Genomic DNA, 23,308 nt, shown 5'->3' on the forward strand with positions numbered 1-23,308 from the left:
CCATCGTTTTCCGTCACTTGCGAGCCTACGTGACGTCGCTGACAACGACAGTGCCCGATCCCACGACGTACGAAGCGGCCGTGTCGTAGAGATCTACGACACGGCCGCTCAGTGGACGGGTCAGTGGGCGCCGGTGCCGGTCAGGGACCGGACCTCCAGCTCCGCGTACTTGCCCTTGTCCGGCTCCTCCTTGGAGAGGTAGGTGCCGATGATGCCGAGCAGGAAGCCGACCGGGATCGAGATGATGCCCGGGTTCTCCAGCGGGAACCAGTGGAAGTCGACGTCCGGGAACATCGAGGTGGGCTTGCCGGAGACGACCGGCGAGAACAGCACCAGGCCGACCGCCGCGACGAGGCCGCCGTAGATCGACCACAGGGCGCCGGAGGTGGTGAACCGCTTCCAGAAGAGGCTGTAGATGATCGTGGGCAGGTTTGCCGAGGCGGCGACCGCGAAGGCGAGGGCGACGAGGCCCGCGACGTTCAGATCACGGGCGAGGGCGCCCAGCAGGATGGAGACGGCGCCGATGCCGACGGTCGCCCAGCGGGCCGCGCTCATCTCCTGCTTCTCGGTGGCCTGACCTCGTTTGATGACGTTGGCGTAGATGTCGTGCGCAAAGGACGAGGACGAGGCCAGGGTGAGACCGGCGACGACCGCGAGGATGGTGGCGAAGGCGACCGCCGAGATGGTGGCCAGCAGGATCGCGCCCCAGTTGGAGTCGACGCCGCCCAGATGCAGTGCAAGCAGTGGCGCAGCCGTGTTGCCCGCCTTGTTGGAGGCGATGATCTCGTCCGGCTTGATGAGGGCCGCGGCGCCGAAGCCGAGGGCGAGGGTCATCAGGTAGAAGGCGCCGATGAGGCCGATGGCCCAGATGACCGACTTACGGGCGGCCTTGGCGGTGGGCACCGTGTAGAAGCGGATCAGGATGTGCGGCAGACCGGCGGTGCCGAGGACCAGGGCGATGCCGAGCGAGATGAAGTCCAGCTTGGTGGTGCCCGTGGCGCCGTACTTCAGGCCCGGCTCCAGGAAGGCCGCGCCCTTGCCGCTGTTGTCGGCGGCGGAGCCGAGCAGGTCGGAGACGTTGAAGTCGAACTTCAGCAGCACCAGGAAGGTCAGCAGCAGGGCGCCCGCGATCAGCAGGACGGCCTTGACCATCTGGACCCAGGTGGTGCCCTTCATGCCGCCGATGGTGACGTACACGATCATCAGGACGCCGACCAGGGCGACGATGCCGATCTTGCCGGCGTCGCTGGTGATGCCGAGCAGCAGGGAGACCAGGACGCCCGCGCCCGCCATCTGGGCCAGCAGGTAGAAGATCGAGACCACGATGGTGGAGGTGCCGGCCGCGGTACGGACGGGCCTCTGGCGCATGCGGTACGCCAGCACGTCACCCATCGTGTAGCGGCCGGAGTTGCGCAGCGGTTCGGCGACCAGGAGCAGGGCGACGAGCCAGGCGACCAGGAAGCCGATGGAGTAGAGGAAGCCGTCGTAGCCGAAGAGGGCGATGGCGCCCGCGATGCCGAGGAAGGACGCGGCGGACATGTAGTCGCCGGAGACGGCGAGGCCGTTCTGGAAACCGGTGAACTGACGTCCGCCCGCGTAGAAGTCGGAGGCGTCCTTGGTCTGGCGTCCGGCCCAGACCGTGATGACGAGGGTCGCGACGACGAAGACCGCGAACAGGCTGATGATCAGCGGCCGGTGCTCGCTGGCCTCGCCTGCGGCAAGGGTGATCGCGGGGCTCATGCTCCGCCCTCCATCCGGGACTTGATGGCCTCGGCCTTCGGGTCGAACTTCGCGGCGGCGACGCGCGAGTACCACCAGGCGATGAGGAACGTGGTGAGGAACTGGGCGAGGCCCAGGACCAGAGCGATGTTGATGTTGCCGAAGACCTTGGTGCCCATGAAGTCGCCCGCGTAGTTGGACAGCAGGACGTACAGCAGGTACCAGGCGATGAAGCCGACGGTCAGCGGAAAGGCGAAGGAGCGGTAGGAGCGGCGCAGTTCACCGAACTCCGCGCTCTCCTGCACCTCGGTGAACTCCGCGGTGGTGGGGAGTTTGTGCTGCTCTTTCGAGGGGGGCGGTGCGTCGGTGGACACGAAGTCTCCTCGCGTTGCGGGTGCGGTTGTGACGGGGACCGGGCGCGAGTGTCCTCGCGTTCCCTGTCCAAGGTCACGGCGCCGCGCTGGGACCGGTTCAACTCGCTTTGCTTCTTTCCGAACTCACCTTGGGGAAGTCATTGCTGGCCAGCGACTTCGGGAGATAGCTTCGGCCTGCACCACCCGTCATGTACCTGCCCGAGCGACACCTGCGTCTCGGGCCGGTTTCGTTTCCGGATGATGTGGAGACCCCATGTCCCAGCCGCGCTCCAGGCGTTCGACCCGTTCCAGACGCCGTATCGCGCTCGCCGTGCCCGTCGTGCTGTCCCTCACGGCCTCGCTCGGCTTCCTGCCCGCTGCGGCCTCGGCCGCCCCCTTCGCGGGCACCACGGCCCAGGCCTCGGACGCGCCGAGCCTGTCGTACGTCGTCAACACCAAGGTGGACCACCGCACGATCGCGTCGGTGCAGAAGGCGATACCGGCGGCCGGTGGCACCGTCGTGATCACGTACGAGAAGATCGGCGTGATCGTCGCCCACTCCTCCGCCCCGGACTTCGCCCAGAAGATCCGCAAGCTGCGCGGGGTGCAGTCCGCCGGCGCCACCCGCACCTCGCCGCTCACCCCGGCCGGTACGACGGACGAGGGCGCGGTCCAGGTCCTGTCGGACGCTCAGGCAGCCAAGGTCGCGAAGGCCTCGGCGGCGACGCCGGACAGCGAGCCGCTCGAGGCCGACCAGTGGGACCTGCGCGCGATAGGCGCCGACAAGGCGGCCAAGATCAACCCGGGCAGCCGCAAGGTGACCGTCGCCGTGATCGACACCGGCGTCGACGACACCCACCCCGACATCGCGCCGAACTTCTCGGCCTCCCAGTCCGCCAACTGCGACGGCGGTGTCCCGAACACCAGCCCGGGCGCCTGGCGGCCATACACCGCGGACGACTACCACGGCACCCACGTGGCCGGTGAGATCGCCGCCGCGCGCAACGGCATCGGCGTGGCCGGGGTCGCGCCCGGCGTGAAGGTCTCCGCCATCAATGTGACCGACCCGAGCGACGGCCTCTTCTACCCGGAGAGCGTCGTGTGCGCCTTCGTGTTCGCGGCCGACCACGGCGTCGAGATCACGAACAACAGCTACTACGTTGATCCATGGCTGTACAACTGCATGGACGATCCAGATCAGCGGGCCATTGTCGACGCGGTCAACAGGGCGCAGTTGTACGCCCAGAAGAAGGGCACCCTCAGCCTGGCCTCGGCCGGCAACTCCAACCACGACCTGGACTCCGACGCGATCGTCGACACCACGAGCCCGGACGACTCCACGCCGGTGGAGCGGACCGTCGACCCTCACGAGTGCTTCGACGTGCCGACGCAGCTTCCGGGGGTCGTCACGGTGAGCGCGACGGGCGTCAAGAACCTCAAGTCGTACTACTCCTCGTACGGCAAGGGCGTCATCGATGTCGCGGCGCCCGGCGGCGACCGGCTCTACCAGATCCCGGACACGCCGTCGAAGAACGGCCGCATCCTGTCCACCATGCCGAACGGCGAGTACGGCTTCCTGCAGGGCACCTCGATGGCCTCGCCGCACGCCGCGGGCGTCGCCGCGCTGCTGAAGTCGACGCATCCCAAGGCGAGCCCGGCCCAGCTGCAGGCGCTGCTCAAGGCTCAGGCGGACGCGACGGCCTGCCCGGCGTCGTACGACCAGAACGGCGACGGCACCCAGGACGCGGTGTGCGAGGGCGGCACCAGGGTCAACGGCTTCTACGGCTTCGGCATTGTCGACGCGCTGCGCGCCGTCAAGTGACCCGCCGGACAGAAGCCCCCACACCACCCGCACGGACCGCTTGTTCCGCGAACGAACTGGAGACACTTTCATCATGACAGGGCCCCATCCGCGCTTCCGGCGCGCGATCGCGATCCCGCTCGGTATGACCCTGGCCACGGCTGTGGCGTTCCTGCCGGGCGCCACGGCGTCCGCGGCCGACCTGCCCGGCACAGTGGCCGGTGTCACCGGCACCGCGAACGACATCCTCGCCGCCGTCGACGCGGACGGTACCGCGCTCAGCTACGTCGTCAATGTCCGTCCCGGGCACGGCCCTTCGGCCCAGGTGAGGAAGGCCATCGCCCAGGCCGGCGGCACGATCGTGACGTCGTACGACCAGATCGGCGTGATCGTCGTCCACTCGTCGAACCCCGACTTCGCCAAGACGATCCGGGGGGTCCGCGGGGTCGAGTCGGCGGGCAACACCCGCAACGCGCCGCTGCCCGCGCAGTCGACGACCGACGAGGGGACGCCGAAGGCGCTCAGCTCGGCCCAGATGGCCGCCGCGCAGGCCGCCGCCGACGCCGGCCAGGACCCCCTGGAGTCGTTGCAGTGGGACCTGCCGGCCATCAAGGCGGACAAGGCGCACGAGAAGTCGCTCGGCAGCAGCAAGGTGACCGTCGCGGTGATCGACACCGGCGTGGACGACACCCACCCGGACCTCGCGCCGAACTTCGACCGGGCCGCGTCCGTCAACTGTGTGACGGGGAAGCCGGACACCGCCGACGGGGCGTGGCGGCCGAGCGCGGCGGAGAGCCCGCACGGCACACACGTGGCCGGTGAGATCGCGGCCGCCAAGAACGGCGTCGGCATGACGGGCGTGGCGCCCGGTGTGAAGGTGGCGGGCATCAAGGTGTCGACCACCGCCGGCTACTTCTACACGGAGGCCGTGGTCTGCGGCTTCATGTGGGCGGCCACCCATGGGGTCGACGTCACCAACAACAGCTATTACACCGACCCGTGGTACTTCAACTGCACCGACGACCCGGACCAGAAGGCCCTCGTGGACGCGATCACCCGGGCCTCGCGGTACGCGGAGAAGCGGGGTGTGGTCAACGTGGCCGCGGCCGGCAACGAGAACTACGACCTGGCGGCCGACGAGATCACCGATCCGGTCTCGCCGAACGACGCCACGCCCTCGGACCGGGTGATCGACCCGTCGGAGTGCTTCGACATACCGACGCAGCTGCCGGGTGTGGTGACGGTCGCGGCGACCGGCGCGAAGGGCATCAAGTCGTCGTTCTCCAACTACGGCCTGGGCGTCATCGACGTGGCCGCGCCCGGCGGTGACTCGACGGCCTACCAGACGCCGGCGCCGCCCGCGACCAGCGGTCTGATCCTGGGCACGCTGCCCGGCGGCAAGTGGGGCTACATGGCCGGTACGTCGATGGCGTCGCCGCACGTCGCGGCCGTGGCGGCCCTGATCAAGTCGACGCACCCGTACGCCCCGCCGGCCCTGGTGAAGGCGCTGCTGTACGCGGAGGCCGACGCCACGCCGTGCACGGACCCGTACGACATCAACGGCGACGGCAAGGTCGACGCGGTGTGCGAGGGGTCCAAGAACCGCAACGGGTTCTACGGCTGGGGCACGGTGGACGCGCTGGACGCGGTGACGAAGTAGCGATGCAGGAATGTAGCGATGCAGCGATGCAGGGCGATCAAGGCCCGTCCATATGTTGATTCGGTCAATACTGCATAGTGCAGTTATGACTGGAATCAAGTTTGCGGTGCGGGAAGGCGCTCTTCAGGGGCGCCTTCCCGTGCGAGAGCTCGCACGGGCGTGTGTGGGTGCGTGCGCGCAGGCCGCCGCGGAGCTGGGGGCGCGGCGGGCCGGGCTCGCCGAAGTGCCCGCGGTGCGGGTGGACGACGGTGCGGTCGCCGCGGCTTTCCTGAGCGAGCGTCATCTGTTGATCGACGGCCGTGCGCCCGTCAACTTCGCACCGCTGTCCCGGTTCTGGCGAACGGCCGACGGATGGGTGCGGACGCACGCCAACTATCCCCACCACCGGGCGCGGCTCCTGGACGCGCTCGGAGTACCCGACGACGTGCCGACCGTCGAGGCGGCACTCGCCGAGAGGTCCGCCCTGGAGGTGGAGGACGCGGTGTACGCGGCCGGGGGACTCGCCGTGGCCCTGCGCTCTCCCGAGGAGTGGGCCGCGCATCCGCAGGCGGCCGAGGTGGCGCAGCGGCCACTGGTCGAGCAAGGGCGGTTGGACACGGCACGCGCGCGTGTCCTCGCCCCCGTCGGCACCTCTCCCCTGCTGCCGGCCGCCGGACTGCGGGTCCTGGACCTGACGCGGGTTCTCGCGGGCCCGGTCGCCACCCGCACGCTCGCGCTGCTCGGCGCGGACGTCCTGCGCCTGGACGCCCCCCGACTGCCCGAACTGCCGGACCAGCACGCCGACACCGGCTTCGGCAAGCGGTCGGCGACGCTCGACCTGACGACCGACCGGCAGACCTTCGAGGAACTGCTCGCGGCGGCGGACGTGGTCGTCACCGGCTACCGGCCGGGCGCGCTGGACCGGTTCGGGCTGTCGCCGGAGGCGTTGGCGGAACGGCGGCCCGGGCTGGTCGTGGCGCAGCTGTCGGCGTGGGGCGGGTACGGGCCGTGGCGTGAACGCCGGGGCTTCGACAGCCTGGTGCAAGTGGCCACCGGGATCGCCGTGCTGGAGGGCTCGATGGAACGTCCGGGCGCGCTGCCCGCGCAGGCCCTCGACCACGGGACGGGCTATCTCCTGGCGGCGGCCGTGCTGCGGGCGCTGGCCGAGCAGTCGGAGGAGGGCGGCAGCAGGTTCGTGCGGCTGGCGCTGGCGCGGACGGCCCTGTGGCTGACCGACGGCATGGACGGGACCGCGCCGGGTGACGTAGGGAGCGGGCCGTACGACGGGCCCGAGCCCTGGCTGTCGGAGACGGACAGCGCGCTCGGGCGGCTGCGGTACGCCCTGTCGCCGGTCTCCTTCGAAGGCGGTCCGGTGAACTGGGCGCGCCCGCCGGTGCCGTGGGGAACGGATGCCGCGCACTGGGACTGAGCGGGCCTGAACCAACGGCAAGGCCGGAGACGTACCTATGGGCGGAATGCCGTACCACCATTTGTTTCCCATAACTTGCCCGGTTCTGTCCGTTCTGGTCACCATCATGAGGTGACTCTGATAAGACCCACCGCCGGAGTGGCCGACGCGAGCGGGCCCGCGCGCCGCGGCGGCGCCGGTCGGGCGGTCGCCGTCCTCGTCCTGGTGGTCCTGGCCTCGCTGATACCTCTGTTCGGCCCGTCCGCCGCGCTGCACGGCACCGGAGAGGCCGCCGCGCCCGGAACCGGCGGGGTGGCCCTGCTGCGGACCGTGCTGTTCGCGGCGCTGTGCGTGCCGCTGGGCGAACTGTTCGTGGGCCGGCTGGCCCGAGCCCTGCCCGGCGCCCACCCGCTCCCACCCCTGCCCCGTTCCTGGGCGCCGTACGCCGCTGCAGTCGGTTTCGTCGCCGCGCTGGGTCTCGCGTCGGTCGTGGCGACCGGCAACCTGGTGCCGCACAGCCTCTCCGAGATCGACCTCGGCGGCCTGTACGCCTCCCGGGAAGGCCAGTTGGCGCTTCTGGAGGTCAACGCGTTCCTCGTGGCCGGCCTGTGCGCGCGCTCGGATCGTCCGGCGGTCCAGGTGTGGCCGCTGGCCGCCGTGATCGTGGCGGAGGCCCTGCGCGCCCACCCCACGACGGAACACAGTCCGCTGATCGGCTCCTGGCTGACGCTGGTTCACCTGACCTGCGCCGCGCTGTGGACGGGCGGGCTGCTGTATGTGCTGCGGACGCTGCGCCGCTGGCGCCCCGCGGAGCCGGGCGGGGCGTTGCTCGGGCTCTACGCGCGCGTGGCGGCCGTTCTGTTCGCCGCCATCACCGTCACCGGTGTTTGGAGTTCACTGCGCCGGATGCCGCCCGGCACGGTCCTGGACCAGGTGACGGACACGGCCTACGGGCGCACGCTGCTCGCCAAGGTGCTCCTCGTGGCCGCGGTCGCCGCGCTCGCCCTGTGGGCCCGGTTCCGGCTGCGCCGCGCATCCGACCCGCTGGCCGCCTGCGTCCCCGCGCGGGCGGAGGTCGTCGCCCTGGGGCTCGTGGTCGTGGTGTCGGGGCTGCTGACGGCGCTGCCGCTGCCGATCCGTTGGTGAGGGCGCCCGCTAGTTGGTGACGAGCACCTTCAGGGCGGTGCGTTCGTCCATCGCCTTGTAGCCCGCGGGGACGCCCTCCAGGTCGACGGTCATGTCGAAGACCGGTGAGGCGTCGACGGTGCCGTCCAGGACGTCGGGCAGCAGTTCGGGGATGTAGGCGCGGACCGGCGCGACCCCGCCGCGCAGGGCGATGTTGCGGTCGAACATGACGCCGAGGTCGACGCCGGTGTCACTGCCGTGCGGCACTCCGACGAAGCCGATGGCGCCGCCGTCGCGGGTGATGTTGACCGCCGTACGCATGGACTGTTCGGTACCGACGGCCTCGACGACGGCGTGCGCGCCCTGGCCGCGGGTGAGTTCGCGGACCGCCTCCACGGCCGCCTCCCCGCGCTCGGCGACGACGTCGGTGGCGCCGAAGCGGCGCGCGAGGTCGGTACGGACCTGGTGCCGGCCCAGCGCGATGATCCGCTCGGCGCCGAGTCGCCTCGCGGCGAGCACCGCGCACAGGCCGACCGCTCCGTCGCCGACGACGGCGACCGTGACACCCGGGCGGGCTCCCGCGCCCAGAGCGGCGTGGTGACCGGTGCCCAGGACGTCGGAGAGGGTCAGCAGCGAGGACAGCAGCCGGGCGTCGGAGGCCGCCTCCTTGGGCAGTCGTACGAGGGTGCCGTCGGCGTAGGGGACGCGCACGGCCTCGCCCTGGCCGCCGTCGTGGCCGACGGAGCCCCAGAAGCCGCCGTGCTCGCAGGAAGTGGTCAGCCCCTCGCGGCAGTAGTCGCAGACACCGTCGGACCACATGAAGGGCGCCACGACGAGGTCACCGCGCTTGACGCTGCTCACCTCGGAGCCGGTCTCCTCCACAACGCCGAGGAACTCGTGCCCAATCCTCTGCCCCGGCTGCCTCGCCGCGTCGCCGCGGTAGGCCCACAGGTCGCTGCCGCAGATACAGGCCCGGAGCACCCTGAGGACGGCGTCGGTGGGCAGCTGCACGACGGGCTCGGGTACGTCCTCCACGCGCATGTCGAACGGGGCGTGGATGGTGGTGGCGCGCATGTCGAGGATCCTTCTCGTGCGGGGTCGTGACGGCGCTCAGGGGGTGGTCGAGCGCACTTCACCGTACGTCGCCATCGGCCCCGGGCGCGCTTCGAGGGCTCGTAGTGTGCCGGCGGCCAGCAGGAACTGCGCGGTGATGTACGTGAGCATGATCCACAGTTCGGGGCGCGGGAGCTGGGGCCAGTCGGCGACGCCGGTGGCGATGAGGGTGTCCGAGAGCAGGAAGAGCGCGCCGCCGGTGCCGACGACGGGGCCGAGCCGGGTGGCGGCCGTGTACGCCATGGCCGTGAGCAGGGTGCTGTATCCGGCGACCGAGATGCGGAGGTCCGCCGGAAGGTCCGGCCACAGCAGGGTGACCGTGGTGACGAGGGCGACGGTGTAGGTGGGGGCGGGGAGGAGGGCACGCACGCGTGAAGCGCCGTACCTGCCGTAACCGCCTCGTCGGCTGTTGCGCAGGAAGAGGGCGACGTAGCAGACATGTCCCGCCGCGAAGGAGGCCATCCCGGCGAGGAACGCCGGGTCCGCGTCCGACAGCAGCAAGGTGTCGCCGCCCCAGCCGAACAGGAGGGCGAGGACCAGGAGTCGGGGTGCGCCGCGGACGCCCGCGCAGGCGGCGAGGAGCGGCATGAGGAGGGGCTTGGCGACGGTGTGGCCGGGGTCGAAGCCGACGGCGAGCGAGACCAGGTCCACGAGGGCGGCCAGGGCGAAGGCCGCGACAAGCCTGTCGGAGTGTGGTCGGGACTCCTTCCGCGCGGTCACGCGGCCGCGGTTCCCTCGACCGAGGCGGACCCGGAGGTCGGCTCCTCCGCCGCCTGAGGTCTCGACGGCTGCCAGCCCGGCCCCCGGAACACCCGTCCGGCCCGCTCGCGCCAGGTGTTCGCCGTCTTGATGTCCTTGACGATCGAGACGTACTCGTGGGTGGCCACCTTGATCGGGTTGAACGTGTTGATGTTCTTGGTCAACCCGTAGACGGGCCGTACGGTCTCGGCGACGAACGAGCCGAAGAGCCGGTCCCAGACGATGAGGATCCCGCCGAAGTTGCGGTCCAGATAGCCGCCTTGGGAGGCGTGATGGACGCGATGGTGGGAGGGGGTGTTGAAGGTGAACTCGAACCAACGGGGCATCTTGTCGATGCGTTCGGTGTGGATCCAGAACTGGTAGACGAGGTTCGCGGAGGAGCAGAAGGCGAGCGCGGCCGGGTGGACACCGGCGGCGACGAGGGGGACGTAGAACGGCCAGACCGTCAGGGACGTCCAGGGCTGGCGCAGCGCGGTGGTGAGGTTGAACTTCCGGCTGGAGTGGTGCACGACGTGGCAGGCCCACAGGATGCGGATGACGTGATGGCCGCGGTGGGACCAGTAGTAGAAGAAGTCCTGCGCGAGCAGCATGAGCGGGACCGTCCACCACAGGACGGGGACGCGGAGGGGGGTGAGTTGGTGGATCGCCGTGTAGATCGCGACGATCGGGATCTTCCAGAGGAAGTCGAAGACGAGGCTGCCGAGTCCCATGCCGAGGCTGGTCGCGGAGTCCTTCGTCTCGTAGCCGGCCGCCGCACCTTCGTCGTCAGGATGCATCCGGACGCTGATCATCTCGATGACGGTGAGCAGCACGAAGGCGGGTATGGACCAGAGCACGACGTCGGGCAGGTTCGGCATGTGTGCACCGTAGGACCGCCGGTCAGGCGCGGCTAGACGTTGTTACCCACAAGTATTACCGGTGGTACGCGCTTGCTTCTTGGTGATCTCCGCCAAGAGAGGGGCGAGCCGAACGGCCCCCGATTGCCCGCTAATTGACTGAGCCCAACAACACCCCCACGCCATAGGTGACGCCCATGGCCAGCAACCCACCCCCCACATTCCGCACCATTGCCCGCCCGGGCGCCGCCGCCCCCAACCGCGCGCTGCTCCACCCGGTGACCACCAACGCCCCGACCACCGACACCACCGTCACCGGCACCCGCCACGACGCGCCCGGCAGCACGATCGCCAGCAGCGGCAGCAACGCGCCCGCTGTGAACGCCAGGAAGCTCGCCCAGGCCGCGTGCCACGGGTTCGTCAGTTCGTCCGGGTCGATGCCGAGTTCCACACGCGCGTGTGCTCGCAACGCGTCACGAGCCGTCAGCTGCTGCGCCGCCTCCCGCGCCACGTCCCGCGACAGCCCCCGGTCCTCCAGAAGCTCCGTCAGCTCCTCGAGCTCCTCCTCGGGCTGTTCACGAAGCTCCCGTTTCTCCAGGGCCAACGCGGCCTTCTCGGAGTCCCGCTGGGTCGACACCGAGACGTACTCCCCCGCCGCCATGGACATCGAGCCGGCCAGCAGGCCTGCCAGACCCGCCGTCAGCAAGGCCGAGCGGTCACTCGTCGCGCCGGCCACGCCGACCACCAGTCCCGCCGTGGAGACGATGCCGTCGTTCGCGCCCAGGACGGCCGCCCGCAGCCAGTTGAGGCGGGCGCCGAGCGCTCCGCCGCGCGCCTCGTCGTGCGCCTCGTCGTGCGCCGGTTCACTCACATCCTCGTCGGTCATCCCCGGAGGATCGCACCCGGGCCACCGCGGGCCCGGTACCGGCGCCGCCGTGAGGGACTGTCAGTCGCGGCCCGTATCCTCAGGGACCATGCTCGAAGACCAGACGACCGCAGCGTCCTCCCCCACAACGTGGCCGATCACAACGTGGCCGATCGCATATCCCCAGGGATACGCGGTCGTTGACGTGGAGACCACCGGCCTGGCCCGGGACGACCGGATAATCTCCGCGGCCGTGTACCGGCTGGACGCGCGCGGTGAGGTCGAGGACCACTGGTACACGCTGGTCAATCCGGAGCGCGACCCGGGCCCGGTGTGGATCCACGGTCTGACGAGCGAAACCCTCGAGGGCGCACCGCTCTTCCAGGACATCGCCGACGAGTTCTCGGCACGCCTCGACGGCCGGGTGCTCGTCGCGCACAACGCCGTCTTCGACTGGCAGATGATCGCCCGCGAGTACGCGCGCGCGAAGCGTGAGGCACCGGTACGTCAACGGCTGTGCACCATCGCCCTGTCCAAGGAGCTCGGCCTGCCGCTGCCCAACCACAAGCTGGAGTCGCTGGCGGCCCACTTCGGCGTCGTACAGCAGCGGGCGCACCATGCTCTCGACGACGCGCGCGTGCTCGCGGAGGCGTTCCGGCCGAGCCTGCGGGCCGCGGCCGCGCGCAGCGTACGACTGCCGCTGCACGAGTGCCGGCCGCTGACCGAGTGGACGGACCATGCGGTGCCCAGGCAGCCGTCGAGCTACGGCAGCTACCGGCCGACCAGTTGGCGGCCCGCCCGTAAGCGGCCCGCCTGTCCGTACCCCAACCCCGGGCGGTACGAAGACGGCAAACCACTCAAGCAGGGCATGCGGATCGCCTTCTCCGGGGACACCTCGATCGAGCGCGACCTCCTGGAGGACCGTGCGGTCGAGGCCGGGCTGCATGTCGCCACCAGCATCTCCCGGCTGACCAGCCTGCTCGTCACCAACGACCCCGACTCGGGCACGTCCAAGGTGGTCAAGGCCCGGCAGTTCGGCACCCCGGTCGTCGACGAGGCGGCGTTCGGACAGCTCCTCAGGGATGTGGAACCGGCGTCGGAGGGATGACCGTACGGAAGGGGTGGCCGCCGACGGACGGCGGGTTGCCGACGGACGGGTGATTGTCGTACGACTCGCCCGGCGCCGTCTCGCCCGGGCGGCGGCGACGGCTCACCCTGTGGCGCATGGCGACTTGCGAAGTTTGCGGCAATAACTACGGCATGTCCTTCGAGGTGCACGCGCAGGGCGCGGTGCATGTCTTCGACTGCTTCTCCTGTGCGATCCACCGGATGGCGCCGATCTGCGAGCACTGCCGTGTCCAGATCATCGGGCAGGGTGTGGAGGTCGAGGGTCACTGGTTCTGCGGTGCGCACTGTGCCCGCGCGGAGGGGAAGGTGGGCATCGTCGACCGCGTCTGACCCACCCCTGCCCAGGGCACCCCACGACCCGGGAGGTACCGTCGTGGGGTGTACCGCTTCCTGTTGTCCCGGCAGTGGGTGATCCTCACGCTGGTCGCCCTGCTTCTCATCCCGACGATGATCAGGCTGGGCATCTGGCAGATGCACCGCTACGAGGAGCGCACCGCACGCAACCAGCTGGTGACCGACGCACTGAACGCGAAGCCGGTGCCCGTGGAGGAGATGACCTCACCGGGGCACACGGTCACCACGCACGACCGGTACCGCAAGGTGACCGCCAAGGGGCACTTCGACACCGACGACGAGGTCGTCGTCCGGCGCCGCACCAACTCGGACGACGAGGTCGGCTACCACGTGCTGACCCCCTTCGTCCTCGACGACGGCAAGGTGCTGCTGGTCAACCGGGGGTGGATCCCCTCGGACGGTCCGAGCCAGACCGCGTTCCCGAAGATCCCCGCCCCCCCGAAGGGTGAGATCACCGTCACCGGGCGCCTGATGCCCGACGAGACCACCGCGGCGAGCGGCATCAAGAACCTCAAGGGGCTGCCGGACCGGCAGGTCATGCTGATCAACAGCGAGCAGGAGGCGCGGCGGCTGGGCGCCACGGTGCTCGGCGGCTACATCGCGCAGACGGCGCCCGAACCGAAGGGCGACAGCCCGGAGCTGATCGGCGGCGACCCCGGCAAGGAGGACGCCGCGCTGAACTACGCCTACGCCATCCAGTGGTGGCTGTTCTCGGCCGGTGTGCCGATCGGCTGGGTGGTCCTGGTGCGGCGCGAGCTGCGCGACCGCCGGGAGCAGGCGGAGAAGGAAGCCGCGACGGAGGCGGAACCGGCCACCGTGTGACCCTCAGCCTTCCGGACGGTCCCGCCAGTAGAGAAACGTGCGCTCCGGTTCGGGCAGCAGCTCCCACGGGTGCGGGGTCATATGGCGGCCGATACGCCGGAACACCGAGGTCGCGTCGGCCGGGCGGTGGGTGCGGACCAGTGCGAAGGCGAGGAGGTTGAGGTCGGTGACGGCCTCGGCGTGCGGGGCGGCGGCGGTGTGGAACCAGCCCGTCAGGGCCGCGTCGATCTCCTCGTCGGCCCTCGGTTCGTGCCAGTGGCTGTCGGCCCCGAGGGGCATCTGCCGCTGTCGGTGGGCGACGAGTTCGATGCGGGCCGCCACGGGGAGCAGGGCGAGCGGTGATCCGTACGGGGCGCGGGCCGCGGCCTGCCGGGCGAAGTCCGTCATGTCGGTGACCGTGCCGTGTCCGCGCGGCGAGAGATAGCTCAGCAGCCGGTGGTAGGCGCCCCGGTGCCACGGGGCCCGGGTGACGGCCTCGGTCCACACGGGCACGGCGTCCCGGGGCGGCACGGCGTGGGAGTACATCAGGTCCAGGTAGGCCAGCCATGGCGTCGGATCCTCGGGGCAGACCTCGGCGGCCCGCAGACAGGCCCGCTCAGCTTCCCGGGCGGTGACCCGGGCCTCAGCCGGAGCCCGGCGGACACAGGCCCTCAGCACCAACGCGTCACCGTCACCCGGCCGGTCCGCGATCCACCGTTCGGACACCGCGGCCGGCAACCTGTCCGCCAGCACGGACATCCGGTGCCACCTGCGGTCCCAGTCCCGCCCCGTGTCCCGCAGCAGCTCGGCGACCGGCTGCCAGTGCGGGCGGCTGGAACCCGCGCCGAGGCCGTGCGACTGAAGCGTGGGCCGGAGTTCGGTCAGGGTCGTGTGCAGCGCGTCGTCGTCGAGGGCGGGGCGGAGCAGCAGGGTGGGGCGGCGTCTGAGCATCTCGTTCCCGAAGTCCCAAAGTCTCGAAGTCCCGAAGGTGGCGAGGGATCGCGGACCGGGCCCGCGATCCCCCATGGACGGCGTCAGCAGCACCGGCCCTGCGGATGGGCCTCCCGGTGCCGTGTGCGCAGCACCTGGTACTCCCGCCGGGTCGGCACCGGCGCGAGCGGATGGTGGCGCTGATGCCGCTCGCAGTAGCGGTCGTACTCCGCCTCCCCGGTCAGCTCCCGCAGGTACCAGCGGACTGCCCGCCCCCACCGCCGTACGGTCACGGTCACGGTCACGGTCACGAGCGGACTCCGACGAGCTCCTCACCGGCCTGCTCGGGCGCGTCGATCCGCGACTCCACATACGGCGCCTCCGTCGTCGGCAGCGCCCCCGGTGTCCGTATAGCCCGCGCGCACACCACCCCGGCGTTGACGATCACCACCGCGACCAGCACCAGGAAGAGGGCGATCAGCACGCCGTCGACGGTCGAGTTGGTGACCACCGTGTGCATGTCGGCCGGCGTCTTGGCGGGTGCGATCACCTGGCCCGCGTCGATGCCGTCCGCGTACTTGGTCCGCTGGGCGAAGAACCCGACGCGCGGGTCGTCGGAGAAGATCTTCTGCCAGCCCGCGGTGAAGGTGATCGCGACCACCCAGGCCAGCGGTACCCCGGTCACCCAGGCCCACCGCAGCCGCCCCGACTTGACGAGCACCGTCGTGCACACCGCCAGCGCGATCGCGGCCAGCAGCTGGTTCGCGATGCCGAAGAGCGGGAAGAGCTGGTTGATTCCGCCGAGCGGGTCGGTCGCGCCGGAGTGGAGGAAGTAACCCCAGGCCGCGACCACGAGTCCGCTGCACAGCCAGATGCCCGGCTTCCAGTTGACCCGGCCGACCGGCTTCCACACGTTGCCGAGCATGTCCTGGAGCATGAAGCGGCCGACCCGCGTACCCGCGTCCACCGTGGTCAGGATGAACAGCGCCTCGAACATGATCGCGAAGTGGTACCAGAAGGCCTTCATGGCCGTACCGCCGAACACCCCGGAGAAGATCTCGGACATGCCGACCGCGAGGGTCGGGGCGCCTCCGGAGCGGGCGATCAGGGTCTGCTCCTCGACCGCTTTGGCGGCCTGGGTCAGCTGGTCGGGGGTGATGGTGAAGCCGAGACCGGCCACCGCGTGCGACGCCGACTCGGCCGTCGCACCCAGCAGTCCCGCCGGTGCGTTCATCGCGTAGTACAGACCCGGCTCCAGGGTCGCCGCCGCGATCAGCGCCATGATCGCGACGAACGACTCCATCAGCATCGCGCCGTAACCGATGAGACGGACCTGCGACTCCTTCTGGATCAGCTTCGGCGTCGTACCGGAGGAGACCAGGGCGTGGAAGCCGGACAGCGCGCCACACGCGATGGTGATGAACAGGAAGGGGAACAGGGACCCCGCGAACACCGGCCCGGCGCCCGAGGTGGCGAAGTCGCTCACCGCGTCCGCGCGCAGCACCGGCGCGGCGACCACGACCCCCACCGCGAGCAGCGCGATGGTGCCGATCTTCATGAAGGTGGAGAGGTAGTCGCGGGGAGCGAGAAGCATCCAGACCGGGAGGACGGAAGCCACGAAGCCGTAGCCGATCAGGCAGAAGACGAGGGTCGTGGGGCTGAGGGTGAACGTGGACGCCAGTGAGGAGTTCTGCACCCAGCTGCCGCCCACGATCGCGAGCAGCAGCAGCGCCACGCCGATGAAGCTGGTCTCCACGACCCGCCCCGGGCGGATGCGATGCAGCCAGAAGCCCATGAACAGGGCGATCGGGATGGTCATGGCGACGGAGAAGGTGCCCCACGGGGAGTGCGCGAGGGCGTTGACCACGACCAGGGCGAGCACGCCCAGCAGGATGATCATGATGGCGAAGACCGCGACCAGCGCGGCCGCTCCGCCCGCCCGGCCGATCTCGTCCCGGGCCATCTGCCCGAGCGACTTGCCGTCCCGCCGCATCGACAGGAACAGCACGACCATGTCCTGCACCGCGCCCGCGAAGATCACTCCGGCGACGATCCACAGTGTGCCGGGGAGATAGCCCATCTGGGCCGCGAGGACCGGGCCCACCAGCGGTCCGGCGCCCGCGATCGCCGCGAAGTGGTGGCCGAGGAGCACCCGCTTGTCGGTGGGGTGGAAGTCGACGCCGTCTTCGAGGCGTTCGGCCGGGGTGGCCCGGCGGTCGTCGGGCTTCAGGACGCGGCGGGCGATGAAGCGGGAGTAGAAGCGGTAGGCGATCGCGTACGACCCGAGCGCGGCGACGACCAGCCAGACCGCGGAGATCTTCTCGCCCCGGGCCAGCGCGAGGACGCCCCAGCCGACCGCGCCGAGCAGGGCGACGACGGCCCACAACAGGATCAACCGAGGTGACATTCGTGATTTTTCAGGCGCCTCTAGGGCAGGCTGAAGGACGTTTTCGGGCATGGCGGCTCCTCACCGGAAACGGTGGAACAACGATGGTTCAGCGGCGATGTCGGTCCGACAGCGCATACGCGGCGAGCAGGCACAGACCGCACCCCGGCACCCAGGCGAGCTGGTACCAGTAGAAGAACGGCGTGCCCGCGAGGCGCGGCTCCGCACCGGCGTACATCGGGACCCACAGCAGTCCCGCGGCGGGTGCGAGAAGCAGTACGGCGATCGCGACGCGCCGTAGCCGGTGATGACCGGTCCGTGCCATGACCTGCGCTCCTCTCCCCATCGCTGTCGGTCTGTGCAAGAGTTGCCCTCCTCCCGCGGACGGTTGACAGCGAATTCCAGGGAGATTTCCCGCCGATGTCCGTCATCCGAACCGGCGGCCCGCGCAACTTATGCGCGAGGGCACAGACACACCTTCGGGTACACCAAGGACGGTGACCATGGCCGACAGCGCCATGACCGCGACGTTCCTCGCCGTGATCGGCGGGGCGTCGCTGCTCGCCGTGACCGCGCGCCGGCTGCGCCCGAGCGACCGGCTGCCGTCCCTGGAGGGCTGGGCGCTGGCCGACCGCAGCCTCGGTCCGGTGTGGACCTGGCTGCTGCTCGGCGGCACGATCTTCACCGCGTACACCTTCACCGCCGTACCGGGCCTTGCGTACGGCAACGGCGCCGCCGCCTTCTTCGCGGTGCCGTACACGGTGATCGTGTGCCCGATCGCCTTCGTGCTGCTCAGCCGCCTGGGCGAGGTGGCCCGCCGGCACGGCTACATCACCGCCGCCGACTTCGTGCGGGGCCGTTACGGTTCGCCGCCGCTGGCCCTGGTGGTCGCGCTGACCGGGATCCTGGCGACGATGCCGTACCTCGCGCTCCAGCTGCTCGGGATACGGGCGGTGCTGACCGCGGGGGGTGTCTATCCGCGGGGCGCGAGCGGTGACCTGGTGATGGTGGCGCTGTTCGCGGGGCTGGCGGTGGCCACCTACCGGCACGGGCTGCGGGCGCCCACCGTGATCTCCGCGCTCAAGGCGGTCGCCGTCTTCGTCTCGCTCACCGCCGTCACCTGGCTGGTCCTGGAACGCCTCGGCGGCCCGGGCGCGATCTTCGACGGAGCCGCCGAGCGGCTCGGGGGCCCGGCGCTCCTCCTCTCCCCCGGGCAGCAGCCCGCCTACGCCACCCTCGCCCTCGGTTCCGCCCTCGCGCTGCTGATGTACCCGCACGTCCTGACCGCCGGTTTCGCCGCCGACAGCCCGCGCACCCTGCGCAAGGTCGCCGTGGCCCTGCCCGCCTGGACGGGGCTGCTCGCGCTCTTCGGGTTCCTCGGGATCGCGGCGCTCGCTCAGGGGGTGCGGGCTCCGGAGGGCGGCGCCGAGACGGCCGTACCGATGCTGGTGGACCGGTTGATGCCGGGGCCGCTGGCGGGGCTGGTGTTCGGCGCGATCACCGTGGGGGCGCTGGTCCCGGCGGCGGTGATGTCGATCGCGGCCGCCACGAGCTTCGTACGCAATGTGTACGTCGAGTACGTGCACCCGACGGCCACGCCCAAGCGGCAGGTGCGCATCGCCAAGGCGGTGTCGCTGACGGCGAAGGTGGGCGCGGTCGCGTTCGTGTTCGGGCTGCGCGACCAGGACGCCGTCAACCTCCAGCTCCTCGGCGGGGTCTGGATCCTGCAGATCTTCCCGGCCGTCGCCGTGGGCCTGTTCACCGGGCGGCTGCATCCGCGGGCGCTGCTCGCCGGCTGGGGTGTGGGCATGCTGGCCGGCACCTTCCTCGTCGTACACGAGGGGTTCTCGTCGATCGGCGGGGGGCCTTTCCAGATCTACGCCGGTCTCGTCGCCCTCCTGCTCAACCTGACCGTCGCCCTGGCCACCACCGCGGCCCTCGAACGGCTCGGTGTCCCGCGCGGCGCCGACCTGACCGACCTACCGTCGCGCCTGACCGTCAGGCGGCGCCCCGAGACGGGAGCGAACCACCCGTGAGACAGCATGTGAGACACGGCAGTGCCGTACCCGTCCCGCTCGCACCCCCGGCGACCGACCCGGCCGAACTGGAGCGCGAGGCCGGTGTGGCCCGCCTGTTCGAGCTGCACTACGCCTCGATGCTGCGCCTCGCCGTGCTGCTCGGCGCCGACGACCCGGAGAACGTGGTCGCCGAGGCCTACTACCAGATCTACCGGAAGTGGCGGCGCCTGCGGGACTCCGAGGCGGCGGAGGCCTATCTGCGCTCCACGGTCTGCAATCTGACGCGGATGCGGATACGGCACCTCCAGGTGGCCCGCAAGCACGTCGAGGCGCCGCCCACCGAGCTGGTGGCCTCCGCGGAGAGCACCGCGCTCCTCCACGACGACCAGCGCGTGCTCATCGATGCGCTCCAGCAGCTGCCCGCACGGCAGCGCGAGGCGCTGGTGCTCAGGCACTGGCTCGGGCTGAAGGAGAGCCAGATCGCCTCGGCGATGGGCATCTCCTGCGGCTCCGTCAAGACCCACACCTCACGCGGCCTCGCCGCCCTGACCCAGGCGATGGAGGCCCGGCGATGACGCACCGAGACACGACTCCCTCGCGTGACACCGAGCGGGAACTCCAGGAGGCCCTCGCCACGCTGGCGGGCGGGGTGCACGCGGCCCCCGACGCCTATCGCACGGCACGCGGCGAGTGGCTGCGCCGGGAACGCCGCCGCCGGCTCGTCCTCGCCGTCCTCATCGCCGTCGTGTTCGCGCTGGCGACGCTGATCGGCCTGTGGGTGCTGAACCAGACTCCCGCGCACCCGGGGGTGATCTTCTCCGGCACGGCCGCGTCACTCCCCCGGCCCCACCCCTGATTGCCGCCGCGACCGGCCGGGAACCCGCACTCCGTGCACCCCCGTATCGAGGACTACGCCCTCATCGGCGACGAACAGACCGCCGCCCTGGTCGGTATGGACGGCTCAGTGGACTGGCTGTGCCTGCCCCGCTTCGACTCGGCGGCCTGCTTCGCCAGGCTGCTCGGCGACGAGGAGAACGGCCACTGGCGGATCGCTCCCAAGGACGCGGACCGATGTACCAGGCGCGGCTACCGCCCCGGCACCCTCGTCCTGGACACCGAGTGGGAGACCGACGAGGGCGCGGTGCGGGTCACCGACCTGATGCCGCAGCGCGACATCGCCCCCGACCTGGTACGTGTCGTGGAAGGGCTCCGCGGCCGGGTCACCGTGCGCAGCACGCTGAGGCTGCGCTTCGAGTACGGCTCGGTCGTGCCGTGGGTGCGCAGGTCGGACGGGCATCGGGTGGCCGTCGCCGGCCCCGACTCGACGTGGCTGCGCAGCGAGCCCCCGGTGCACACCTGGGGCGAACACCTCGGGACGCACTCGGAGTTCACCGTCGAGGAGGGCGAGAAGGTCGCGTTCGTCCTCACCTGGCACCCCTCGCACGAGCCGCGCCCACCGCTGACCGACCCGTTCGAGACGCTGGAGAGCAGCGTGGCCGACTGGCAGGCGTGGTCGGCGCGCTGCCGCTACGACGGGCCGTACCGGGACGCCGTGGTCCGTTCCCTGATCACCCTCAAGGCGCTCACCTACCGCCCCACCGGCGGCATCGTGGCCGCGGCGACGACCTCCCTGCCCGAGGAGATGGGCGGGGTGCGCAACTGGGACTACCGCTACTGCTGGCTGCGCGACTCCACCCTCACCCTGGCCGCCCTGGTGCAGTGCGGCTATCTGGAGGAGGCCGAGGCCTGGCGGAACTGGCTGCTGCGCGCGGTCGCCGGCGACCCGGCGGACCTCCAGATCATGTACGGCGTCGCGGGCGAGCGGCGGCTGCCCGAGTTCGAGCTGCCGTGGCTGTCGGGCTTCGGCGGCTCCAGGCCGGTGCGCATCGGCAACGAGGCCGTGAAACAGATCCAGTTGGACGTGTACGGCGAGGTCATGGACTCGCTGTCGCTGGCCCGGCGCGCGGGCCTGCCCGCCAAACCGCACATGTGGTCCCTCCAGAGGGTCATCCTGGACTTCCTCAGGTCCTCCTGGCGGCAGCCGGACGAGGGGATCTGGGAGGTGCGCGGGGGCCGCAGGGACTTCGTCCACTCGAAGGTCATGGTGTGGGTCGCCGCCGACCGCGCCGTGCGCGCCCTGGAGGCCTTCCCGGATCTGAGCGGCGACCTGGACGGCTGGCGCGCGCTGCGGGACGAGGTGCACCGCGAGGTCTGCGCGAAGGGCTACGACCCCGAACGCAACACCTTCACCCAGTACTACGGCTCCCGCGGACTCGACGCGTCCCTGCTGCTGATCCCCCGCGTCGGCTTCCTGCCGCCCGACGATCCCCGGGTCGTCGGCACCATCGACGCGGTCCGCGCGGAGCTCGACCACGGCGGGTTCGTACGGCGGTACAGCGCCGAGGAGACGCCGGTGGACGGACTGCCGGGCGGCGAGGGCACGTTCCTGGTGTGCTCGTTCTGGCTCGCCGACGCGCTGCACATGACGGGCCGTACGAAGGAGGCGCGGGACCTCTTCGAACGGCTCCTGGGCCTGGCCAACGACGTGGGGCTGCTGTCCGAGGAGTACGACCCCGTGGCCGGCGCGCAGCTCGGCAACTTCCCTCAGGCGTTCAGCCACATCGGGCTGGTGAACACCGCCCTCACGCTGTTCGGGGGCTCGGGCGAGGAGGCAGGATAGGGGCCATGGATCTTGGACTGAAGGACCGTGTGTACGTCGTCACCGGGGCCACCCGTGGGCTGGGCAACGCGGCCGCGCGTTCGCTGGTCGCGGACGGGGCGAAGGTCGTGGTGACCGGGCGGGAGGAGAAGACGGCGGTCGCCGCGGCGGCGGAGCTGGGGCCGAACGCGGTGGGAGTGGCCGTCGACAACGCCGATCCGTCGGCGGCGGAGCGGTTGATCGGTGCCGCGCGGGAGAACTTCGGTGGCTTCGACGGCGTGCTGATCAGTGTGGGCGGGCCCGCGCCCGGGTTTGTCGCGGACAACACCGACGAGCAGTGGCAGTCCGCGTTCGAGTCCGTGTTCCTCGGGGCGGTTCGGCTGGCTCGGGCGGCTGCGGCGGAGTTGGAGGACGGGGGTGTCATCGGGTTCGTGCTGTCGGCGTCGGTGCATGAGCCGATTCCGGGGCTGACCATTTCGAACGGCCTGCGGCCCGGGCTTGCCGGGTTCGCGAAGTCGCTGTCCGACGAACTGGGGCCGCGGGGGGTTCGGGTGGTGGGACTTCTTCCGTCCCGTATCGACACGGATCGCGTGCGCGAGCTGGACGGGATGTCTGCGGATCCGGAGGCTACTCGGGCTGCGAACGAGTCTCGGATTCCGTTGCGGCGGTATGGGACGCCGGAGGAGTTCGGGCGAGTGGCGGCGTTTTTGTTGTCGCCGGCTGCTTCCTATTTGACCGGGGTCATGTTGCCTGTTGATGGGGGCATGCGGCATGGGTTCTGAGGCGCGGGCCGGTGGGGGTTGATCGCGCAGTTCCCCGCGCCCCTGGGTTTCTCAACTGACCCTTTCTGCCTTGTGCTTGACGCCGGTCATGCGCACCTCGGCCGGCAGTGACGCCAGGCCTGCTGAATTGCGGGCGTGGGTCAAGGCTTCTGTCGTCAGGTGGTTCAGGGCCGTTCCCGGGTCCACGTGGGGCTCCAGCAGGAGTCGCACGCGGGTCTCGGGAGCGTCCGGGCGCCCGGTCAGGTGGGCGTGGGCCCGGTGGACGCCGTCCAACTCGGCTGCCTCGCCTTCGAGTACGCCCTCCAGGGCCCTGCCCCTCAGCAGCGCGCCCTCCCCGTCGCCCGTGTCGACGCGGACCTCGGTGAGCCTGCGTCGGCGGAGGACCGCCGTCAGCCACCACAGGGTCAGGAGCACCACGAGGGCCAGCGCGGCGATGACCGCCGGCCACCACCAGCCCTCGCCGTCCCAGCGGGTGCGCTCGGCATCGCTGAGCAGGACGTCGTTCTTGCCGTCGTGGATCCACCAGGACGGCGGGTCCAGGCCGAGACCCACGGCGAGCACCGAGCCGCCGACGGCCAGCAGCACCAGTCCCACCAGACCGATCAGTACGCGGTTGACGGTCCTGAGCATCG

General features: G+C 70.8%; 23 protein-coding genes. 12 read left to right on the plus strand and 11 right to left on the minus strand.

Annotated elements, in window-relative coordinates; all coding sequences use genetic code 11:
• Positions 1–120 precede the first annotated feature (120 nt).
• Together AB0D34_RS26615 and AB0D34_RS26620 are read right to left on the minus strand one after the other, a co-directional pair.
• On the minus strand, positions 121–1,740 hold the full coding sequence (locus AB0D34_RS26615; RefSeq protein WP_362665516.1) for a cation acetate symporter: 1,620 nt from the start codon (positions 1,738–1,740) through the stop codon (positions 121–123).
• Positions 1,737–2,093 carry a DUF485 domain-containing protein gene (locus AB0D34_RS26620; protein ID WP_362665518.1) on the minus strand — a complete coding sequence of 119 codons (357 nt, stop codon included), beginning with the start codon at positions 2,091–2,093 and terminating at the stop codon, positions 1,737–1,739. Before AB0D34_RS26620 ends, AB0D34_RS26615 begins: the two co-directional genes overlap by 4 nt.
• Positions 2,094–2,346: 253 nt before the next feature.
• Between AB0D34_RS26620 and AB0D34_RS26625 the strand changes: the two genes are divergently transcribed.
• From AB0D34_RS26625 to AB0D34_RS26640, 4 genes are all read left to right on the plus strand, one after another.
• The gene (locus tag AB0D34_RS26625; protein WP_362665520.1) at positions 2,347–3,894 is read left to right on the plus strand and encodes a S8 family serine peptidase; all 1,548 of its coding nucleotides are present in this window, start codon (positions 2,347–2,349) and stop codon (positions 3,892–3,894) included.
• Between the two features lie 73 nt (positions 3,895–3,967).
• Positions 3,968–5,533 (plus strand): S8 family serine peptidase, encoded by a 1,566-nt coding sequence (locus AB0D34_RS26630; RefSeq protein ID WP_362665522.1) that lies wholly within the window; start codon positions 3,968–3,970, stop codon positions 5,531–5,533.
• Between the two features lie 85 nt (positions 5,534–5,618).
• Positions 5,619–6,941, plus strand: a complete 1,323-nt coding sequence (locus tag AB0D34_RS26635) for a CoA transferase (protein ID WP_362665524.1) — start codon at positions 5,619–5,621, stop codon at positions 6,939–6,941.
• Positions 6,942–7,052: 111 nt separating this feature from the next.
• Complete coding sequence (locus tag AB0D34_RS26640) at positions 7,053–8,066, plus strand: CopD family protein (RefSeq protein WP_362665526.1); 1,014 nt, start codon at positions 7,053–7,055, stop codon at positions 8,064–8,066.
• A gap of 9 nt (positions 8,067–8,075) precedes the next feature.
• Here AB0D34_RS26640 and AB0D34_RS26645 read toward each other — a convergent pair whose 3' ends face one another.
• The 4 genes from AB0D34_RS26645 to AB0D34_RS26660 form a co-directional block, all read right to left on the minus strand.
• The gene (locus AB0D34_RS26645) at positions 8,076–9,119 is read right to left on the minus strand and encodes a zinc-dependent alcohol dehydrogenase family protein (RefSeq protein WP_362665528.1); all 1,044 of its coding nucleotides are present in this window, start codon (positions 9,117–9,119) and stop codon (positions 8,076–8,078) included.
• Positions 9,120–9,155: 36 nt separating this feature from the next.
• Positions 9,156–9,878: a lysoplasmalogenase gene (locus AB0D34_RS26650; RefSeq protein WP_362665530.1), complete on the minus strand. Its 723-nt coding sequence runs from the start codon at positions 9,876–9,878 to the stop codon at positions 9,156–9,158.
• On the minus strand, positions 9,875–10,774 hold the full coding sequence (locus AB0D34_RS26655; protein ID WP_362665532.1) for a sterol desaturase family protein: 900 nt from the start codon (positions 10,772–10,774) through the stop codon (positions 9,875–9,877). The genes AB0D34_RS26650 and AB0D34_RS26655 overlap by 4 nt, the downstream gene beginning before the upstream one ends.
• Before the next feature lie 130 nt (positions 10,775–10,904).
• A complete protein-coding gene (locus AB0D34_RS26660) occupies positions 10,905–11,639 on the minus strand; it encodes a VIT family protein (RefSeq protein WP_362665534.1) in 735 nt (244 codons plus the stop codon).
• An 88-nt stretch (positions 11,640–11,727) separates the two neighbouring features.
• Between AB0D34_RS26660 and AB0D34_RS26665 the strand changes: the two genes are divergently transcribed.
• From AB0D34_RS26665 to AB0D34_RS26675, 3 genes are all read left to right on the plus strand, one after another.
• Positions 11,728–12,726: a DEDDh family exonuclease gene (locus tag AB0D34_RS26665; RefSeq protein ID WP_362665536.1), complete on the plus strand. Its 999-nt coding sequence runs from the start codon at positions 11,728–11,730 to the stop codon at positions 12,724–12,726.
• A 116-nt stretch (positions 12,727–12,842) separates the two neighbouring features.
• Positions 12,843–13,076 carry a hypothetical protein gene (locus AB0D34_RS26670; RefSeq protein WP_123988301.1) on the plus strand — a complete coding sequence of 78 codons (234 nt, stop codon included), beginning with the start codon at positions 12,843–12,845 and terminating at the stop codon, positions 13,074–13,076.
• 48 nt (positions 13,077–13,124) lie between these two features.
• Complete coding sequence (locus tag AB0D34_RS26675) at positions 13,125–13,922, plus strand: SURF1 family protein (protein WP_362665538.1); 798 nt, start codon at positions 13,125–13,127, stop codon at positions 13,920–13,922.
• Positions 13,923–13,925: 3 nt separating this feature from the next.
• On the opposite strand, the gene AB0D34_RS26680 is transcribed toward AB0D34_RS26675, so the two are convergent.
• The 4 genes from AB0D34_RS26680 to AB0D34_RS26695 all read right to left on the minus strand — a co-directional run bounded on the left by AB0D34_RS26680 (position 13,926) and on the right by AB0D34_RS26695 (position 17,542).
• Positions 13,926–14,852 (minus strand): hypothetical protein, encoded by a 927-nt coding sequence (locus tag AB0D34_RS26680; protein WP_362665540.1) that lies wholly within the window; start codon positions 14,850–14,852, stop codon positions 13,926–13,928.
• 83 nt (positions 14,853–14,935) lie between these two features.
• Positions 14,936–15,124 carry a YbdD/YjiX family protein gene (locus AB0D34_RS26685; protein ID WP_362665882.1) on the minus strand — a complete coding sequence of 63 codons (189 nt, stop codon included), beginning with the start codon at positions 15,122–15,124 and terminating at the stop codon, positions 14,936–14,938.
• A 14-nt stretch (positions 15,125–15,138) separates the two neighbouring features.
• Positions 15,139–17,289 (minus strand): carbon starvation CstA family protein, encoded by a 2,151-nt coding sequence (locus AB0D34_RS26690; protein WP_362665542.1) that lies wholly within the window; start codon positions 17,287–17,289, stop codon positions 15,139–15,141.
• 37 nt (positions 17,290–17,326) lie between these two features.
• Entirely contained in the window at positions 17,327–17,542 is a 216-nt protein-coding gene (locus AB0D34_RS26695; protein ID WP_037708068.1) for a DUF3311 domain-containing protein, read from the minus strand.
• A gap of 178 nt (positions 17,543–17,720) precedes the next feature.
• Between AB0D34_RS26695 and AB0D34_RS26700 the strand changes: the two genes are divergently transcribed.
• From AB0D34_RS26700 to AB0D34_RS26720, 5 genes are read left to right on the plus strand one after another with little or no spacing between them, the layout of a single operon-like run.
• Positions 17,721–19,253, plus strand: coding sequence for a sodium:solute symporter (locus AB0D34_RS26700; protein WP_362665544.1), 1,533 nt, complete (start codon positions 17,721–17,723; stop codon positions 19,251–19,253).
• Positions 19,250–19,810: a SigE family RNA polymerase sigma factor gene (locus tag AB0D34_RS26705; protein ID WP_362665546.1), complete on the plus strand. Its 561-nt coding sequence runs from the start codon at positions 19,250–19,252 to the stop codon at positions 19,808–19,810. The genes AB0D34_RS26700 and AB0D34_RS26705 overlap by 4 nt, the downstream gene beginning before the upstream one ends.
• A complete protein-coding gene (locus AB0D34_RS26710; RefSeq protein WP_362665548.1) occupies positions 19,807–20,091 on the plus strand; it encodes a hypothetical protein in 285 nt (94 codons plus the stop codon). Before AB0D34_RS26705 ends, AB0D34_RS26710 begins: the two co-directional genes overlap by 4 nt.
• Positions 20,092–20,124: 33 nt before the next feature.
• The gene (locus AB0D34_RS26715; protein WP_362665550.1) at positions 20,125–21,915 is read left to right on the plus strand and encodes a glycoside hydrolase family 15 protein; all 1,791 of its coding nucleotides are present in this window, start codon (positions 20,125–20,127) and stop codon (positions 21,913–21,915) included.
• A 5-nt stretch (positions 21,916–21,920) separates the two neighbouring features.
• On the plus strand, positions 21,921–22,676 hold the full coding sequence (locus tag AB0D34_RS26720) for an SDR family oxidoreductase (RefSeq protein ID WP_362665552.1): 756 nt from the start codon (positions 21,921–21,923) through the stop codon (positions 22,674–22,676).
• 51 nt (positions 22,677–22,727) lie between these two features.
• On the opposite strand, the gene amaP is transcribed toward AB0D34_RS26720, so the two are convergent.
• Entirely contained in the window at positions 22,728–23,306 is a 579-nt protein-coding gene (amaP, locus tag AB0D34_RS26725) for an alkaline shock response membrane anchor protein AmaP (protein WP_362665554.1), read from the minus strand.
• Positions 23,307–23,308: the final 2 nt, after the last annotated feature.

Source organism: Streptomyces sp. NPDC048420, from assembly GCF_040651535.1.
Classification (GTDB): Bacteria; Actinomycetota; Actinomycetes; order Streptomycetales; family Streptomycetaceae; genus Streptomyces.